The following is a 15926-nucleotide window of genomic DNA, read 5'->3' as shown; positions in this document are numbered from 1 at the left end:
TGCGGCTGCGGCTGCGGCTGCGGCTGCGGCTGCGGCTGCGGCTGCGGCTGCGGCTGCGGCTGCGGCTGCGGCTGCGGCTGCGGCTGCGGCTGTGGCTGTGGCTGCGGCTGTGGCTGCGGCTGCGGCTGTGGCTGTGGCTGTGGCTGTGGCTGTGGGCGATCCTCCCCCCGCTCGCGTGATTGTCTTCATGGCCGTACGCACCGTGTCAAGACTGGAAAGATGTCTTGACACGGCACGGCCGGCCATGAGGGCGCTTCGGATCGGGGGCAGGGTGGGGTGTGGGCTCGGTCGAGGCCGGCTGCCGTTGTGGTCGGGTTTCCGGCCCAGCCCGGCCCAGCCCGGCCCGCAGGCCTACGGGCTTCGCCCCGAGTTGTGCGCAGCCCTGCCGGAGGGCTTCGCCCCTGCGGTCCCGCTTCTAGCGGGTGTAGCTCTCCACCAGTTCGACCAGTGTGCGGGCGGCGAAGCCGGTGGCTCCCGGTACCACCTCGTCGTACTCGCTCTCCGACCTCGCCGGGCCCGCGATGTCCAGGTGTGCCCACGGCAGCCCGGCGGTGAACTCGCGCAGGAACAGCGCCGCCGTGATGCCGCCGGGGCCGGGTGGGCACTGGCGGACGTCGGCCACGTCGCTCTTCACGGCGTCGGCGTGCTCGTCCAGCAGCGGCATGCGCCACCAGGCCTCGTGCACGCGACCGCCCGCCGTCGTGATGCGGGCGGCGAGGTCGTCGTCGGTGGCGAAGAGGCCGCCCGTGCGCAGGCCCAGGCTGACCTTCATCGCACCGGTGAGGGTGGCCACGTCCACCAGCAGGTCCGGGTTGAGGGTCTTCACGGCGTAGGCGAGGGCGTCGGCCAGGACGATCCTGCCCTCGGCGTCGGTGTTGGTGATCTCGGTCGTGGTGCCGCAGTAGTGGCGGACGACGTCACCGGGGCGGTAGGCCGAGCCGGAGACGTGGTTCTCGGCGCACGGCACCAGGCCGGTGACGCGGACCGGGAGGCCGCGGCGGGCGATGGCGAGCATCGCGGCGATCACGGCGCCGCCGCCGGACATGTCCGTGCGCATCAGGTGCATGCCGTCGGCGGGCTTCACGGAGATGCCGCCGGTGTCGAACGTGATGCCCTTGCCGACCAGCACCACGTGCGGGGCGTGGCCGGTGACCGAGCTGGGCCGCCAGGACAGTTCGAGGAGCCTGGGCGGGCGGGAGGAGCCGCCGCCCACCGCGAGGACGCCGCCGAAGCCCTCGGCGGCCAGCCACTTCTCGTCGCGGACGACGGCCTTGAGGCCGGGCACCCCGCCCGCCTGCTTGGCGGCGGTGCTCGCCAGCCACTGCGGGTCCTTGACGTTCGACGGCGTGTTCGCCAGGTCGCGGCTCAGGGCCGTGGCCAGGGCGAGGTCGTACGCGTGGCCCGCCTCGGCCGCCAGCACGTCGGTGTAGCCGGGGTCCTGGACGACCAGCCTGAGCGACCTGATCCGGGGCGGCGGGGCCTCGCCGGTCACCTTGAAGCGGTAGCCGCCGAGCGTCGCGCCCAGGACGAACGCGCGGACGCGCTCCGCCTCGGCGTCCGCGGGCAGCAGCACGTCGTAGGAGCGGGCCTCGTCGGCCTGGTCCAGCGCGCGGACGAGGGTCGCGCCCGCCGTGCGCCACGTCGCGGGCCCGCCGTCGCCGACGCCGAGCCGCCACCCGTCACCGTCCCGCTCGGTCTCGCCGAGGTCCGCCGTGGTCAGCACCACGCTCGGCACGCCACGTCGGGCCGCGTCGGCGACCTCGACCTCGACGAGTGCGGTGGGCACGGGGGTGCGCAAGGCGGTCCTCCTCAGTCAACTGTGTATGCGGTATCACAACGAAGTGAGGCCCCGGTTCCACAGTGGAAACCGGGGCTTCGAGGCTTCTCGAGGCTGGGATCAGCCAACGGCCGCCTTCAAGGCATCGCCCAGGGCGCTGGCCTCCTCCGCCGACATCTCGACGACGAGGCGCCCACCACCCTCGAGCGGAACGCGCATCACGATGCCGCGCCCCTCCTTGGTGACCTCGAGGGGACCGTCGCCGGTCCGGGGCTTCATGGCCGCCATAGCGTGCTCCCTCCGTCAAAACCCTTCCCCGTCCGACCTGGTTCGCGAAACCCGGCCGGATCCGCGTCCATTCTCCCCTATCCGGACTCAGCCGCGAAACCGAACCGATCTTTCGGTGGTTCCGACAACCATTTGTCGATCTTCACTTGTGCCTGTTCAGAGGCTGGATCGCCGTACTGCAAAGGGATTCCGCGCGGACGATCACCGTCACCGGTTCGTGATCCGCCCTTCGTGCGCGGGTCGCCCGATCCGGCGCGTCCCGGCCCGACGGCCCGCCCTGGTCGCGCGGGGCCGGGCCTGCCAGACTCGACCGTCGTGCGAGCCAGATCCGCGTTGTTCGACGTGTACGGCGGCCACCTGCGTGAACGCGGTGGTGCCGCGACCATCGCCGCCCTGGTGCGGCTGCTGGAGCCGCTGGACTTCGCCGCGCCCGCCGTGCGGACCGCCGTGTCCCGGACCGTTCGGCAGGGATGGCTGCACCCGGTGCGCCTGGCAGATGGCCCCGGCTACGCGCTGACCCCCAGGGCCGAACGGCGGCTTGACGAAGCGGCCGCGAGGATCTACCGCACCCGGCCGTCCACGTGGGACGGTCGGTGGCACGTGCTCGTCCTGGAGGAACTGCCGGGCCGCGAGTCGCGCGAGCGGTTGGCCTCCTCGCTGCAACTGCTCGGCTACGGCGCGTTGGGCCCCGTGACGTGGATCGCACCGCGCCCCTCCCCCGAACTGGCGGACGTGCTGGCGGCCGAGGGTGTGGCGGCGAGCACGTTCCACGGCGGACACGAGGGCGACGACGGGGGTCTGGCCGCGCGGGCGTGGGACCTCGCCGCGCTCGGCCGGGACTACGCGGCGTTCGTCGCGGAGTGGGCACCGGTCATGTCGCGTGTGGACGGTTCGGCGGCGCCGGAGTCGTTCGCCGCGTCGCAGCGGCTGCTGCACGCGTGGCGGAAGTTCCTGTTCCGGGATCCCGGCCTGCCGGTGGAACTGCTGCCCGCGGACTGGCCGGGGACCGGGGCCGCCGAGTTCTTCGACCATCACACCGCCCGCCTGGCCCCGGCCGTGGAGCGGTTCGTGGACGAGTGCCTGGACAAGTCGGCGCGGAACGAGTCCACTGCTTAGGTAGTCACCGAAACTGGAGGTCTCCGCCGTGTCCGAACTCCTCATCGACGACGCCGACGGTGTGCGCACGTTCACGCTGAACCGCCCGGAGGCGTTCAACTCGTTCACGGTGTCGCTGAAGGAGGCGTTCCTCGACGCCGTCCTGGACACCGCGAAGGACGAGTCGGTGCGCGCCGTGGTCATCACCGGGGCAGGCAGGGCGTTCTGCGCGGGCCAGGACCTCAAGGAGCACGTCGCGCTGCTGGAGTCCGGTGACCCGGCGCCGCTGAACACCGTGGAGCAGCACTACAACCCGCTGATCAAGGCCATCATCGGCATGCCGAAGCCGGTGATCGCCGCGGTCAACGGCACGGCGGCGGGCGCGGGCGCGTCGATCGCGTACGCGTGCGACCTGCGGGTCGCGGCGGCGTCGGCGAAGTTCCTGATGGCGTTCGCGAACGTCGGCCTCACGTCGGACTCGGGCGCGGCGTGGACGCTGCCGAGGCTGATCGGGCACGGCAGGGCGATGGAGATGATGCTGCTCGCCCAGCCGGTCGACGCGCAGGACGCGCTGCGGATCGGGATGGTCGGCCAGGTCGTGCCGGACGGCGAGGCGCTGAGCACCGCGCAAGCGTTGGCGCGCAGGCTCGCGGCGGGCCCGACGACGGCCTACGCGATGATCAAGAAGGCGTTGGCCGTCGGGTCCGGCGGGACGCTGAACGACGCGCTGGAGATCGAGGCCAGCACCCAGGCGCTGGCGGGCGCGACCGACGACCACCGCGAGGCCGTGGCCGCGTTCGTGGCGAAGCGCAAGCCGGAGTTCACCGGGAAGTAGCGGCCCCGTCGGCGGCCACCGCGCGGAAGCAGGTCGCCACGTGGTCGTCGACCATGCCGGTGGCCTGCATCAGCGCGTAGGCCGTGGTCGGGCCGAAGAAGACGAAGCCGCGGCGCTTGAGCTCCTTGGCGAGGGCCTTGGACTCGGGCGTCACGGCGGGCACGTCGGCCGTCGTGGCGGGTCGCACGCGGCCCTCCTTCAACGGCGCGAACGACCAGAGCAGGTCGTCGAACGGCTCGTCGAGGTCGGCGACCACGCCCGCGTTGCGGATGCAGGCGTTGATCTTGGCCCGGTTGCGCACGATGGACGCGTCGGCCATCAGCCGCTCCACGTCGTCGTCGCCGTAGGCCGCGACGGTGGCGGGGTCGAACCCCTCGAACGCGCGGCGGAACGACTCGCGCTTGCGCAGGATCGTGATCCACGACAGGCCGGACTGGAAGGACTCCAGGCACAGCCGCTCGAACAGCTCGGTCTCGCCGTGCAGCTCGACGCCCCACTCGGTGTCGTGGTACTCGGCGTAGTCGGGGGTGCTGTCGCCCCACGGGCAGCGGACGATCACCGGGCGTACGCCTCGGCGAACCGGGCGAACTTCTCCAGCGACCTCCGCACGCCCCAGGTGAACGCCGGGCGGACCAGCGGCCAGCCGAGCCGTCCGACGACGCCGAGCGGCAGGTCGAGGCGTTCGACCCAGACGAACTCCGACGTCCACTCGGTGACGGGCTCGACGAGGAACTCGCCGGTGCCGCGGACGACCTTCCCGGTGTGCAGCACGGCGCAGCGCGTCGGCGGTTCCCAGTCGGTGATCCGCATGGTGTCCGTGAAGCCCAGCGGTCCGGCACCGGTGAACGCGGCCAGGGTGGAGCCGACGCCCCTGCCGTCGCCCGAGGTCACGCGCACCGAGGTGCCGAGCATCCACTCGCCCTGCCGGGTCCAGTCCGTCAGCGCGGCCCACGTCGTCCCGGCGGGCGCGGCCACGGGGACCTTGAGCACGAGCTCCGTCACGTGGAGCCGCCGTTCTCGCCCGCGTGCCGCGCGACGGGTTCGGGCTCCGGTTCGGGTTCGGGCTCGGGCTCGGGCCTCGGGTGGCCGTCCTCCAGCTCGGCGATCCGGGCGCGCAGGTCGTCGACCTCGGTCGCGAGCCGTTCGAGCACCCAGTCGACCTCGGTCATCTTGTAGCCGCGCAACACCTGTTGGAAGCGCAGGTCGCGGACGTCGTTCGAGGTCACACCCTCGGCCGGGAGCCTGGTCGGCGACGCGCCGGGCGGCAGGGGGGCGAGCTCCTCACCGCGGCCGAACACGAGCGACGACAACAGGAACACCACGGCAGCCACGAGAACCATGACGACGAGGTAGATGAGCGCGGTGGTCACGACGACGATCGTGGCACATCGCGGCGGATCAGACTGCGGACAACGCCAGACAGCGCTTCGCCAGCACCCCGACCCTGATGAGGACGACGTAGAACACGGCCGCCGCTCCCAGCACCGGCGCGGGCATCAGCAGCCGTTCCGCGTCCAGGGCGGCGGTGCCCGTGACGATCGCGAGGTTGCACGACACCGCGAGCACCGCGCAGGTCGCGGCGACCCCTCCCGCGAGCCTGCCGAGGGTCGTCCCGCTGACGCCGTACCGGGACAGCAGCCGTCCGACCAGCAGCGAGAGCACGGCGCAGGAGCTGATGACCCACGGGAGGTGGCCGTTGGCGCGGGCGGCGAACAGGTACCAGTCGGGCGGGGGCGGACCGTCGAAGCCCGCCCACGGCCCGATCCAGAACCTCTGGTTCAGCTCCCACAGCACGGAGGTCAGCGGGATCAGCAGGGCCACCGTCCGCAGCGTCGTGGCGGCGTGCGCGACGGCCAGTTCCGCCTGGTAGCCGGGGGCGACGACGGTGAGCGGGCCGAACTCCTCGACCGCGCGGCGCTCGGCAGCCTCGGCGGACAGGCCCCGGTCGCGGTAGGAGTCGGCCGCGTCGTCGAGGCTGTCGCGGGCCTCGGCGAGCAGGTCGGCCTTGACGTGGGCGGGCCCGCGCAGCCGCAGGTCCAGGTCGCCGACGTACTCCTCGATCACGCCCGCTCCGGCCACGGCCCACCTCCGAGGACGCCGTCGATGGCCGTGGTGAACTCGCGCCACGCGGCGCGCTCGTCCGACAGCGCCCGTTCACCCGCTCCGGTGAGCCGGTAGGTGCGGCGCTTGCGGCCCGCGACCGTGCTCCACTCGCTGGTGACGTGCCCGGCGCGCTCCAGCCTGCGCAGCGCCGGGTAGACGGTGCCGGTCGGCAGGTCGAGGGCACCCCCGCTGCGCCGCTGGAGCGCCTCGATGATCGCGTAGCCGTGCAGGCTGCCGCCGTCCAGCGTGGCCAGCAGCAGTGCGTCCAGGTGGCCGCGCAGCGCGTCGGACTTCATGAGTAGCGAGTCTACGGATCCGACCGAGGGATCACATCGGGGTGATCCCCGACGTCGAGCAGAGTGGCTACGCACAGCGTCCTCACCCGTGGACCCCCTCGACCTGGCGCGGGCGCGGTTCGCCACCACCCCGTTCCACTTCCTCCCCCGCTCGCCGAACACCGGCGGCGCAGGAAGACCTGCCTCGACCGCGATTCCGCTCGGCGGCTCCGCGCGAGCACCGGTCCCCGCCCGGCGCTACGCGAGCGCCCGCAGCACCCGCGTGGGCGTTCGCGTTCCGGCGATCGACGCGACCATCTCCACGGTCCGCCGCGTCTGCCGGACCTCGTGCGCGCGGAACACCCGCGCCCCGGTCCACGCCGCCACGGCGGTCGCGGCCAGGGTTCCGTCGACCCGGTCCCCGACGTCCGCGCCGAGCGTCTCGCCGATGAAGTCCTTGTTGGACAGCGCCATCAGCACCGGCCACCCCGTGCCGACCAGTTCGTCCAAGCGGCGCAGCAGCTCCAGCCCGTGCCAGGTGTTCTTGCCGAAGTCGTGCGTCGGGTCGATCAGCACGCCCTCGCGCGGGACGCCCAGCGCCACCACGCGTTCGGCCCGCTCCACCAGTTCCGCCACGACGGAGGCGACGACGTCGGTGTAGCGGGGACGGTGGGGGTCGGTGCGCGGGGTGAGCCCGCCGGTGTGGGAGCAGACGATGCCGACGCCGAACTCGGCGGCGACCTCGGCGAGCTTCGGGTCGGCGCCCGCCCACGTGTCGTTGAGCAGGTCGGCACCCGCGCGGCACACCTCGCGACCCACCTCGTGGCGCCAGGTGTCGACGCTGATCACCAGGTCCGGGTAGCGGGACCGGACCCGTGCGACGAACGGGACGACGCGGCGGGTCTCCTCCGCCGCGTCGACGACCTCGCCCTTCGACCCCGCGCGGACGCCGCCGATGTCGACGAGGTCCGCGCCCTCCGCCACCGCCCGGTCCACGGCGGCCAGCGCGGCGTCGTCGGCGAAGGTCGCACCGCCGTCGTAGAAGGAATCCCTGGTCCGGTTGACGATCGCCATCACCAGCGCGCGGTCGTCCGGGGTCCCGCGTGTACCGAATCGCACTCGCTTCACAAGGGCCGATGGTGCCACGCGCCGGTTAAAAGTGAACTGGATCACAGGTATTGCTACTTCTCAGTAGGAACTGTTTACTCACCAGTAACTCACACGTGATCCAGGTCACGGACCAACGGGAGGATCTCGTGCGCCGATCACTCGTCCTGTTCTTGACGACGCTGCTCGCCCTGGGCCTGCTCACCCCTGTCGCGCAGGCCGCCGGGTTCAGCACCGCGTACCGGACCATCCCCGGCGCGGGCGGCACGCCCATCCGCGCCTTCGTGATCGAGCCGACCGGCCGCGGCAGCGGCCCGTTCCCCCTGCTGGTGCTGCCGTCGAGCTGGGGCGTCAACAACATCGAGTACGTGGGCGCCGCCGCGAAGTTCGCCTACGAGTCCGGGTACGTCGTGGTCAGCTACACCAGCCGCGGCTTCTACGACTCCGGCGGCGAGATCGACGTCGCCGGTCCGGACACCGTCGCGGACGTGAGCAAGGTGATCGACTGGGCGGTCGGCAACGCCAGGGGCGACGCGGGCAGGGTCGGCGTCGCGGGCATCTCCTACGGCGCCGGGCAGGCCCTGCTGGCCGCGGCCGTCGACCGGCGGATCAAGGCCGTCGCGGCCCTCAGCACGTGGACCGACCTGGCCCGCTCGCTCTACCCGAACGAGACCGTGAACAGCCAGGCCGTCGAACTCCTGCTGGCCGCGGGCAACCTCGTCGGGCGTCCGGGCCCGGTGCTGCGGCAGGCGGAGACCGCTTACCGCAACGGCCGGTTCAACGAGGTCGTGCCGATCTCCGAGTCGCGGTCGGCGGCGAACAAGATCGCCGCGATCAACGCCAACGGCGCCGCCGTGATGATCGGGAACGCCTGGAACGACGGCATCTTCGCACCGGGTCAGGTCACCGACCTGTTCGCGAAGCTCACCGGCCCGAAGCGGCTGATGCTCTCGCCGGGCGACCACGCGACCGCCGAGCTGTTCGGCGCGGCGGGCCTGCCGAACGAGATCTGGTCGTCGGTCGACCGCTGGTTCGACAAGCACGTGCGCGGCGTGGACAACGGCGTCGACCGCGAGAACCCGGTCAACCTGAAGCCGAACAACGGGGGTGGCTGGCGCTCGTTCCCCAGTTGGTCGGCGGCGACGGCCGCGCAGGACACCCTGTACCTGACCGGCCCGTCCTGGGGCACCGGCTCGCTGGCGACCACGGCCGCCACGGGCTGGCAGAACCGCATCGCCGCGGGCTGGCCGACCGTCGCCGACAGCGGGACGATCCTGCTCAGCGGCCTGCTCCAGGGTTTCTTCACCATCCCCACCGGGGTGTCGATGCCGCTGGTGGACCGCAACGCCGCCGCCGTCTGGTGGGGTCCGGCGTACTCGCGGACCACCACCGTCAGCGGGGCGCCGAAGCTGCACGCCACGGTCACCCCGAGCGCTCCGACCACGACGCTGTACGCCTACCTGTACGACATCGGCTCGCTCGGCGTCGGCTCGCTCGTCACGCACAAGCCGATCACCCTGCGCAACGCGGCACCCGGCGTGGCGAGGACCGTCGACCTCGAACTGGAACCGGTGGTGTGGGACGTCGCGGCGGGCCACCGGCTGGTGCTGGTCGTCGACACCGTCGACCCGCGCTACCTCAGCGAGAGCACGCTCGGCTCCACCGTCACGTTCAGCTCCCCGGCGGCGGACCCGTCCTGGCTCCGGGTCCCTCGCGGATGAGCCTCTCGTCGGACGGCAGGGCCACCGAGCCCCTGCCGTCCGGCGGGCTCGTCCGAGCCAGCTCCAACGCCACGTCCACCTGGTCGGAGTGGTGCAGCCCGGCCACCGCGTCCAGGTCGAACCACTCGGCCCGGTCCGACGACCCACCGACCTCGTACCGCAGCTGGCCGCCGACCACACGGGCCTCGTAGATGATCCGCAGCCCGTGGAAGTCGACCTCGCCCCCTGGCCGGTCGAACAGCCTGCGGACCGTGTGCACACCGAGCAGCCGCTGCACCTCGATCGAGTACCCGGTCTCCTCGTCGACCTCGCGGATCACCGCCTCGTACGGGTCCTCGCCGTGGTCGATGCCCCCACCGGGCAGCGTCCACCGCTTCCCGCTGGGCCCGACCCACCGGGAGAGCAGGATCTGCCCGTCCCGGACGCACAGCGCGTAAGCGGCGACCCTGAGCTGCTTGGTGATCTCCACGAACACCATCCTGACAGCAGGTGGCAGGGATCGGTGCTTGGATCCGCAACATGACCACCACGCCACACCGGGCAACCCGCGACCAGGTCCTCGCCTACCGCGTGGCAGCACACCAGTTCTCCCGCGAAACGGACACCCTGGACGTCTTCGACCTGGGCGTGCAGGATTCGGAACGCTCAGCGGTGGCAGCGCTGGCGGCCCGCCTGCCCACCGCACCGGACCTCGCGAAGTACACGACGACGTGGTCGACGAGAGGCGCCCCGCACCTGCACCGCCCAGCGGACGTGCCGACCCTGGCGGCGAAGCTGTGGCCGCTGAGCGACGACGACGCGACAACCAGGATGTCCCGCCCACGCGGCGTGACCAGAGGGCGAGAAGCCCTCACCGCGGTGGCCAACGCCCTGCGCCAGGTGGTCACCGCCCCGATGTCGAAGGGCGAAGCAAGCCGCCTGATCACCCCGCTGGTCCCACAGGACCTGACAGCGTGGTGCAGGGGCTGCGACACCACCCACGTACAAGACCCGATCTTCCGCCTGGCGGTCCTACCAGCAGGCCTGATCTTCGACACGAAGCAGAAGGCAGTCACCTTCACCCCGATGCCGGACAGACCAGAGGTCCCGCGGGAGACGAAGAACTTCACCGACCTGCTGCTGGCCTACCTGCGCCTACACGGCCCGGCAACCCCAGCAGAGGTGGCGAGCTACTTCGGCACCACAACCACGGAAATAAAAAACATCTGGCCACAAGACCTAGTGGAAATCACGACAGAAGGTAAACAAACCTGGATCCCAAAACCCCAGCTACAAGCACTGCTAAACCCACCAGAGCCAAACCTGACCAGGCTGCTACCACCACTAGACCCCTACCTACAGGCAAGAGACCGCAACCTACTGGTACCGGACAAGGAGCACCAGAAGGAAGTCTGGAGAATCCTGGGCAGACGCGGCGCCATCATGGTAGACGGAGAAATAACAGGAACCTGGCAAGCAAAGGCAACAGGAAAAACCCTAACGATAACCCTGAACCCCTTCACGACCCCACCACCGCAAAAAGCAACAACAGAGGAAGCGAACCACCTGGCAAAATCCCGCAACCTCACAACAGCAAAAATCAACTAACCCACCAAAACGCAAAGCAAAACCACGCCTCCCGAAACCGAGGCCGATCTTACTCGGGGGATGTGCCCTGCACCAGCAGATCGGGCAGGCCGCCGCCTCTGCCCGCAAGCCCGATCAAGGGCAAATCGAGGGGTCCCCGAGTCACATCGGCCGCCCCGCTGGAACCAGCAGCCATCCGATCCGATGGGACTCGCAGCCACCCGCTCCCCTCCGAACCGACAACCCACCTCACCCGGAAATAACCCGAACAGGCGACCCAGCCGCAAAAGCAAGAATATCCTCGACAGCCTCACGAAAATAAACCGAGTAGTTCCCATCAGTCACATACCCGATATGAGGAGTGGCCAGCACGTTGGGCAACCGCCGCAACACGTGTCCCGCGGGCAACGGCTCCTCCTCGAACACGTCCAACCCGGCCCCGGCGATCCGCCCACCCACCAGGGCCTCGACCAAAGCCGCCTGATCCACAAGGCCGGCCCGAGAGGTGTTCACGAAGAACGCGGAAGGCTTCAACAACCCCAACACCGAAGCGTCCACCACACCCCGAGTGCGCTCACTGAGAACCAGGTGCACGGACAACACATCACTGCGACCGGCCAACTCCTCCAACGAGCCTGCCAACCGCACCCCCTCGGCGGCGGTCCGCTCCGCGGTCAGGTTCGCGCTCCACGCCGCCACGGACATCCCGAACGCCCGTGCGACCCGACCGACCTGCACACCGATCTTCCCGAACCCCAGCAACCCCAACGTCTTCCCGGCCAACCCGGTACCCACCGTGCTCTGCCACGGCCCGTCCGCCCGGAACGCCGAGTTCTCCACCACGACGTGCCGAGCCAGCCCCAGGATCAACGCCCACGTCAACTCCACCGGCGGCCCGGACGTACTGCCGGTCCCGCACACGACCACCCCGGCCGCCGCGGCGGCCCCCAGGTCGATCGACGCGTTCCGCATCCCGCTGGTCACCAGCAACCGCAGCGAGGGCAACCGCGAGAAGAGGTCGGCGTCGAACGGCGTCCGCTCGCGCATGACCACCACGACCTCGACGTCCCGCAACGCCGACACCAACGCGTCACGGGAGGAGAAGTGCTCCCGGTGCACGGTCAGCTCGACCGACGACCAGTCGGCGAGCCCGGCGGCGACACCCTGGTAGTCGTCCAGCACCGCGCAACGGAGTCTCATCCACCCATGGTGCCGGTCCCCGACGACCGGCACCCACCGAGAACCCTCAGTTGTCCACGATCCCCACGGCCCCGAGCACGGCCTGCAACCCGTCCTCGGCGATGTCGTGGTCCGTCTCCAGCACGGCCGTCACCGACGTCACGTCAGCCGACAGCCCGGCCGCCTTCGCCCACTCCACCACCGCGACGGCCAACGCCGCGGCCCTCTCGGGCAGCGTCTCGGCCAGCTCCTCCGGATCGGGCGCGGGCAGCCCCTCGGCCGCCGCCGCTTCCGCGTAGGCGACCTCCCCGAACACCCACTCCCACTGCTCCTGACCGCCGTCCCAGCCGGTCACCACGCACATGTCGCTGTCGGCCACGGTCGCCGAGATCGCCGCGCCGGTCCCGACGAGCTGCACCAGCGGCTCCTCGTCCAGGACCGGGAACTCCCACCACTGCCAGCCCTCGACGGCGTCCAACCTGTAGCCGTCGTCCAGTTCTTCGTCATCCCCGCGCCGCACGACGTAGGACGCCCACTTGCCCATCGGTATGAATCTCCTCAGTTCGCGCAGGCGTCCAACGCCGTCGCCACGTCTCCGGTGATCGTCAACGAGTCCATCGCGGCCCGCGACACGAACCCGCGACCGCTCAACTCGCGGACCCAGTCGAACAGACCCCGGTAGTGGTCGTCGACGTCCAGCACCACGACCGGTTTGGTGTGCATGGACAGCACCCGTGATGTCCACATCTCGAAAAGCTCCTCGCACGTCCCGATCCCGCCGGGCAGGGCGAGGAACGCGTCCCCGTGCGCCTCCATCAGGGCCTTGCGCTCGCGCATGGTGTCGACCACGACCAGCTCGTCCGCGTGGTCGTCGGCCAGCTCCGTCCCGACGAGCCCCTTCGGGATGACGCCCAGCGTCCGGGCCCCGCCCCCACGAGCGGCGCGGGCGACCTCGCCCATCATCGACACGCTGCTGCCGCCCCAGGTGAGCGACCAGCCGCGAGCCGCGATGGAGGTGCCAACCTCGGCCGCCAGCTCCAGGTAGCTCGCGGGCACGTCGCGCCGCGATCCGCAGTAGACGGTGACCCTGGTCGGCATCAGTGCGCCTCGTCCCAGGCCTTGTGGGCCTCCTGCACGACCCGCACGGCGTCGTCGATGTCGTCGGTGAGGTGCAGCAGCGCCAGGTCCTTGTCGCCGACCTTCCCGCTGGGCAGCACCGAGTTCTGGATCCAGTCGTACAGGCCCTGCCAGTAGGACCGTCCGAAGAGGACGACCGGAAACTTGGTGACCTTCTTGGTCTGCACCAGGGTCAGCGCCTCGAACAGCTCGTCCAGCGTGCCGAACCCGCCCGGCAGGCAGATGAACGCCTGCGAGTACTTGATGAACATCGTCTTGCGGACGAAGAAGTACCGGAAGTTGACCCCGAGGTCGACCCACGGGTTGAGCCCCTGCTCGAACGGCAGCTCGATGCCGAGCCCGACGGAGAACCCGCCCGCCTCGGAGCACCCGCGGTTGACCGCCTCCATCACGCCGGGGCCGCCACCGGTGATCGCCGCGAACCCGGCGGTCGCCAGCGCGCCGCCCAGTTCGCGGCCGATCTCGTACTCGGGGTGGTCGCGCGGCGTGCGCGCGGACCCGAACACCGTCACGGCGCTGGGCACCTCGGCGAGCGCGCCGAAGCCCTCGACGAACTCCGCCTGGATGCGCAGCACCCGCCACGGGTCGGTGTGCACCCAGTCCGACGGCCCGCGCGAGTCGAGCAGCCGCTGGTCGGTGGTGGTCAGCTCGACGCGCTGGGAACGGCGCAGCGTCACGGGACCGCGCTGCCGCTCCTTGGGGTGCTCGTCGACACCGTTGTTGTCAGTCATCGGCGGGATTCTAGGTCAGGAACACCACCGGGTGACCTACTCAGGTGAGGAACCGGCGGAGCACGTCGACGCACCCGGTGATCTGCCCGACCGGCACGTTCTCCTGCTGCGTGTGGGCCAGCGTCGGGTCGCCGGGCCCGAAGTTCACCGCGGGCAGCCCGAGGGCCGCGAACCGCGCCACGTCCGTCCACCCGAGCTTCGCCACGGGCGTTCCCCCGGTGGCCGCGACCAGCTCCTGGGCGACGGGCGAGGACAGACCGGGCAGTGCGCCCGCCGCGACGTCCGTGACGACGACGTCGAAACCGTCGAACACCTCGCGCAGGTGCGCCTCCGCGTCGGCGGGCGAGCGGTCGGGGGCGAACCGGTGGTTCACCGTCAGCACGCACGAGTCCGGCACGACGTTGCCCGCGACGCCACCGGCGATCTTCACCGCCTGGAGCCCCTCGCGGTACGTGCAGCCGTCGATGTCGACGACGCGGGACTCGTAGGACTCCAGCCGCCGCAACGCCTCCCCGACCGCGTGGATCGCGTTGACGCCCATCCAGCCGCGGGCGGTGTGCGCGCGGGCGCCGGTCGTGCGGACCTCGATCCGCATCGTCCCCTGGCACCCGGCCTCGACCACGCCGTTGGACGGCTCGCACACGATCGCGAGGTCGCCCACCAGCCACTCGGGCATCTCGCGCTCGATGCGCCCGAGGGCGTTGCGGCTGGCCTCGACCTCCTCGCAGTCGTAGAACACGAACGTCAGGTCGTAGCGGGGTTCCACGGCGGTGGCGGCGAGGTTCAGCATCACCGCGTCGCCGCCCTTCATGTCGACGGTGCCGCACCCGTGCAGGACGTCGCCCTCGCGCCTGCTGGGCAGGTTGTCGTTGATCGGCACGGTGTCCAGGTGCCCGGCGAGCACCACCCGGCCCGGCAGCCCGAGGTTCGTGCGCGCCAGCACCGAGTTGCCCGTCCGCACCACCTCCAGGTGCGGGGCCTGTGCTCGCAGCGAGCGTTCGACGAGGTCGGCCAGCTCGGCCTCCTCGCCCGACACGCTGGGGATGTCGACCAGCCACGCGGTCAGGTCAACGGGGTCGGCGGAGAGGTGCAGGGTGTCGGCCACGGCGAGCACGTTACCGTTGGCAGCCGTGAGCACCGCAAACACGACCGGCGCGTACGGCGTCGGACTGGCAACCGTCACGCCCGAGGGCACCGTCCTGGACACCTGGTTCCCGGCGCCGAAGCTCGGGGACCCGCCGTCGGTCGGCACGCAGCTCCTGTCGTCCGTCGACGTCGCGGGCGCCCTCGGCGAGGAGGCCGCCCACCTGCTCGGCGAGGACCAGGAGCGGGGTGTCGAGGTCATCGGCGTCCAGGTCTCCATCGCCTCGCTGGCCGACGCGCCCACCGACACCTACGACGTCTACCTCCGCCTGCACCTGCTGTCGACGCGGCTCGTGCGGCCGCACGGCCTCAGCCTGGACGGCCAGTTCGGTCTGCTGAACAACGTCGTGTGGACCAACTTCGGCCCGTGCGCGGTGGAGGGCTTCGAGCAGACCCGCCTCCGCCTGCGGTCCCGCGGCGCCGTCACGGTCCACGGCGTCGACAAGTTCCCCCGGCTCGTCGACTACGTCGTCCCGAGCGGCGTGCGGATCGCCGACGCGGACCGCGTCCGGCTCGGCGCGCACCTCGCGTCCGGCACGACCGTGATGCACGAGGGTTTCGTGAACTTCAACGCGGGCACGCTCGGCGCGTCCATGGTCGAGGGCCGCATCTCGGCCGGTGTCGTCGTGGGCGACGGCTCCGACGTCGGCGGCGGCGCGTCGATCATGGGCACGCTGTCCGGTGGCGGCAAGGAGGTCATCTCCATCGGCGAGCGCTGCCTGATCGGCGCCAACGGCGGCATCGGCATCTCGCTCGGCGACGACTGCGTGGTCGAGGCAGGCCTCTACATCACCGCGGGCACCAAGGTGTCCACGGCCGACGGCGAGGTCGTGAAGGCCGGGCAGCTGTCGGGCGTCTCCGGGCTGCTGTTCATCCGCGACTCGGTGTCCGGCGCGGTGAAGGTGCTGCCCCGCAAGGGCAACGGCGTCGAGCTGAACGCGGCGCTGCACGCGAACGACTGACCGGCGG

General features: G+C 71.0%; 19 protein-coding genes. 5 read left to right on the top strand and 14 right to left on the bottom strand.

The genetic code is table 11. The annotated features are described in order from the left end of the window. Positions 1 to 415: 415 nt before the first annotated feature. Positions 416 to 1798: a leucyl aminopeptidase family protein gene (locus tag AC156L_RS31570; RefSeq protein ID WP_330876844.1), complete on the bottom strand. Its 1383-nt coding sequence runs from the start codon at positions 1796 to 1798 to the stop codon at positions 416 to 418. 99 nt (positions 1799 to 1897) lie between these two features. Next, positions 1898 to 2065, bottom strand: coding sequence for a DUF3117 domain-containing protein (locus tag AC156L_RS31565; protein WP_106185758.1), 168 nt, complete (start codon positions 2063 to 2065; stop codon positions 1898 to 1900). Positions 2066 to 2380: 315 nt separating this feature from the next. On the opposite strand from AC156L_RS31565, the gene AC156L_RS31560 reads away from it, so the two are divergent. Both AC156L_RS31560 and AC156L_RS31555 read left to right on the top strand, forming a co-directional pair. After that, positions 2381 to 3181, top strand: a complete 801-nt coding sequence (locus AC156L_RS31560) for a PaaX family transcriptional regulator (protein WP_330876843.1) — start codon at positions 2381 to 2383, stop codon at positions 3179 to 3181. Between the two features lie 28 nt (positions 3182 to 3209). Further along, positions 3210 to 3995: an enoyl-CoA hydratase-related protein gene (locus AC156L_RS31555; RefSeq protein WP_330876842.1), complete on the top strand. Its 786-nt coding sequence runs from the start codon at positions 3210 to 3212 to the stop codon at positions 3993 to 3995. Here the strand turns inward: AC156L_RS31555 and AC156L_RS31550 are convergent. The 6 genes from AC156L_RS31550 to folP all read right to left on the bottom strand — a co-directional run bounded on the left by AC156L_RS31550 (position 3982) and on the right by folP (position 7447). Then, complete coding sequence (locus AC156L_RS31550; protein ID WP_484407546.1) at positions 3982 to 4554, bottom strand: DNA-3-methyladenine glycosylase I; 573 nt, start codon at positions 4552 to 4554, stop codon at positions 3982 to 3984. The two genes, AC156L_RS31555 and AC156L_RS31550, sit on opposite strands and share 14 nt — an antisense overlap. Then, on the bottom strand, positions 4551 to 4997 hold the full coding sequence (locus tag AC156L_RS31545; RefSeq protein ID WP_330876840.1) for an SRPBCC family protein: 447 nt from the start codon (positions 4995 to 4997) through the stop codon (positions 4551 to 4553). The genes AC156L_RS31550 and AC156L_RS31545 overlap by 4 nt, the downstream gene beginning before the upstream one ends. Then, entirely contained in the window at positions 4994 to 5365 is a 372-nt protein-coding gene (locus AC156L_RS31540) for a DivIVA domain-containing protein (RefSeq protein ID WP_330876839.1), read from the bottom strand. The genes AC156L_RS31545 and AC156L_RS31540 overlap by 4 nt, the downstream gene beginning before the upstream one ends. Positions 5366 to 5393: 28 nt before the next feature. After that, on the bottom strand, positions 5394 to 6074 hold the full coding sequence (locus AC156L_RS31535) for a permease prefix domain 1-containing protein (protein WP_330876838.1): 681 nt from the start codon (positions 6072 to 6074) through the stop codon (positions 5394 to 5396). Continuing rightward, positions 6056 to 6394 (bottom strand): PadR family transcriptional regulator, encoded by a 339-nt coding sequence (locus tag AC156L_RS31530; protein ID WP_330876837.1) that lies wholly within the window; start codon positions 6392 to 6394, stop codon positions 6056 to 6058. The genes AC156L_RS31535 and AC156L_RS31530 overlap by 19 nt, the downstream gene beginning before the upstream one ends. A 237-nt stretch (positions 6395 to 6631) precedes the next feature. Beyond that, positions 6632 to 7447 (bottom strand): dihydropteroate synthase, encoded by an 816-nt coding sequence (folP, locus tag AC156L_RS31525; RefSeq protein WP_484407548.1) that lies wholly within the window; start codon positions 7445 to 7447, stop codon positions 6632 to 6634. Positions 7448 to 7629: 182 nt separating this feature from the next. Here folP and AC156L_RS31520 point away from each other — a divergent pair, with 182 nt between their 5' ends. After that, positions 7630 to 9201: a CocE/NonD family hydrolase gene (locus AC156L_RS31520; RefSeq protein WP_484407545.1), complete on the top strand. Its 1572-nt coding sequence runs from the start codon at positions 7630 to 7632 to the stop codon at positions 9199 to 9201. Here the strand turns inward: AC156L_RS31520 and AC156L_RS31515 are convergent. Next, on the bottom strand, positions 9152 to 9670 hold the full coding sequence (locus tag AC156L_RS31515) for an NUDIX hydrolase (protein WP_330877616.1): 519 nt from the start codon (positions 9668 to 9670) through the stop codon (positions 9152 to 9154). The genes AC156L_RS31520 and AC156L_RS31515 overlap by 50 nt on opposite strands. 50 nt (positions 9671 to 9720) lie before the next feature. On the opposite strand from AC156L_RS31515, the gene AC156L_RS31510 reads away from it, so the two are divergent. After that, positions 9721 to 10788 carry a winged helix DNA-binding domain-containing protein gene (locus tag AC156L_RS31510; protein ID WP_330877617.1) on the top strand — a complete coding sequence of 356 codons (1068 nt, stop codon included), beginning with the start codon at positions 9721 to 9723 and terminating at the stop codon, positions 10786 to 10788. A gap of 228 nt (positions 10789 to 11016) precedes the next feature. Here AC156L_RS31510 and AC156L_RS31505 read toward each other — a convergent pair whose 3' ends face one another. From AC156L_RS31505 to dapE, 5 genes are read right to left on the bottom strand one after another with little or no spacing between them, the layout of a single operon-like run. Next, on the bottom strand, positions 11017 to 11967 hold the full coding sequence (locus AC156L_RS31505; RefSeq protein ID WP_330877618.1) for a D-2-hydroxyacid dehydrogenase family protein: 951 nt from the start codon (positions 11965 to 11967) through the stop codon (positions 11017 to 11019). Positions 11968 to 12013: 46 nt separating this feature from the next. Next, positions 12014 to 12490 (bottom strand): hypothetical protein, encoded by a 477-nt coding sequence (locus tag AC156L_RS31500; RefSeq protein WP_330877619.1) that lies wholly within the window; start codon positions 12488 to 12490, stop codon positions 12014 to 12016. Between the two features lie 14 nt (positions 12491 to 12504). Next, positions 12505 to 13044, bottom strand: a complete 540-nt coding sequence (locus AC156L_RS31495) for an LOG family protein (protein ID WP_330877620.1) — start codon at positions 13042 to 13044, stop codon at positions 12505 to 12507. Further along, entirely contained in the window at positions 13044 to 13814 is a 771-nt protein-coding gene (locus AC156L_RS31490) for an LOG family protein (protein ID WP_330877621.1), read from the bottom strand. The genes AC156L_RS31495 and AC156L_RS31490 overlap by 1 nt, the downstream gene beginning before the upstream one ends. A 40-nt stretch (positions 13815 to 13854) precedes the next feature. After that, positions 13855 to 14919: a succinyl-diaminopimelate desuccinylase gene (gene dapE / locus AC156L_RS31485; RefSeq protein ID WP_330877622.1), complete on the bottom strand. Its 1065-nt coding sequence runs from the start codon at positions 14917 to 14919 to the stop codon at positions 13855 to 13857. A gap of 16 nt (positions 14920 to 14935) precedes the next feature. On the opposite strand from dapE, the gene dapD reads away from it, so the two are divergent. Then, on the top strand, positions 14936 to 15919 hold the full coding sequence (dapD, locus tag AC156L_RS31480; protein WP_330877623.1) for a 2,3,4,5-tetrahydropyridine-2,6-dicarboxylate N-succinyltransferase: 984 nt from the start codon (positions 14936 to 14938) through the stop codon (positions 15917 to 15919). Positions 15920 to 15926 lie beyond the last annotated feature (7 nt).

This window comes from Umezawaea sp., assembly GCF_057122925.1.
Note: the sequence above shows the minus strand (reverse complement) of the source record. Positions and strands in the feature narration are given on the sequence as shown.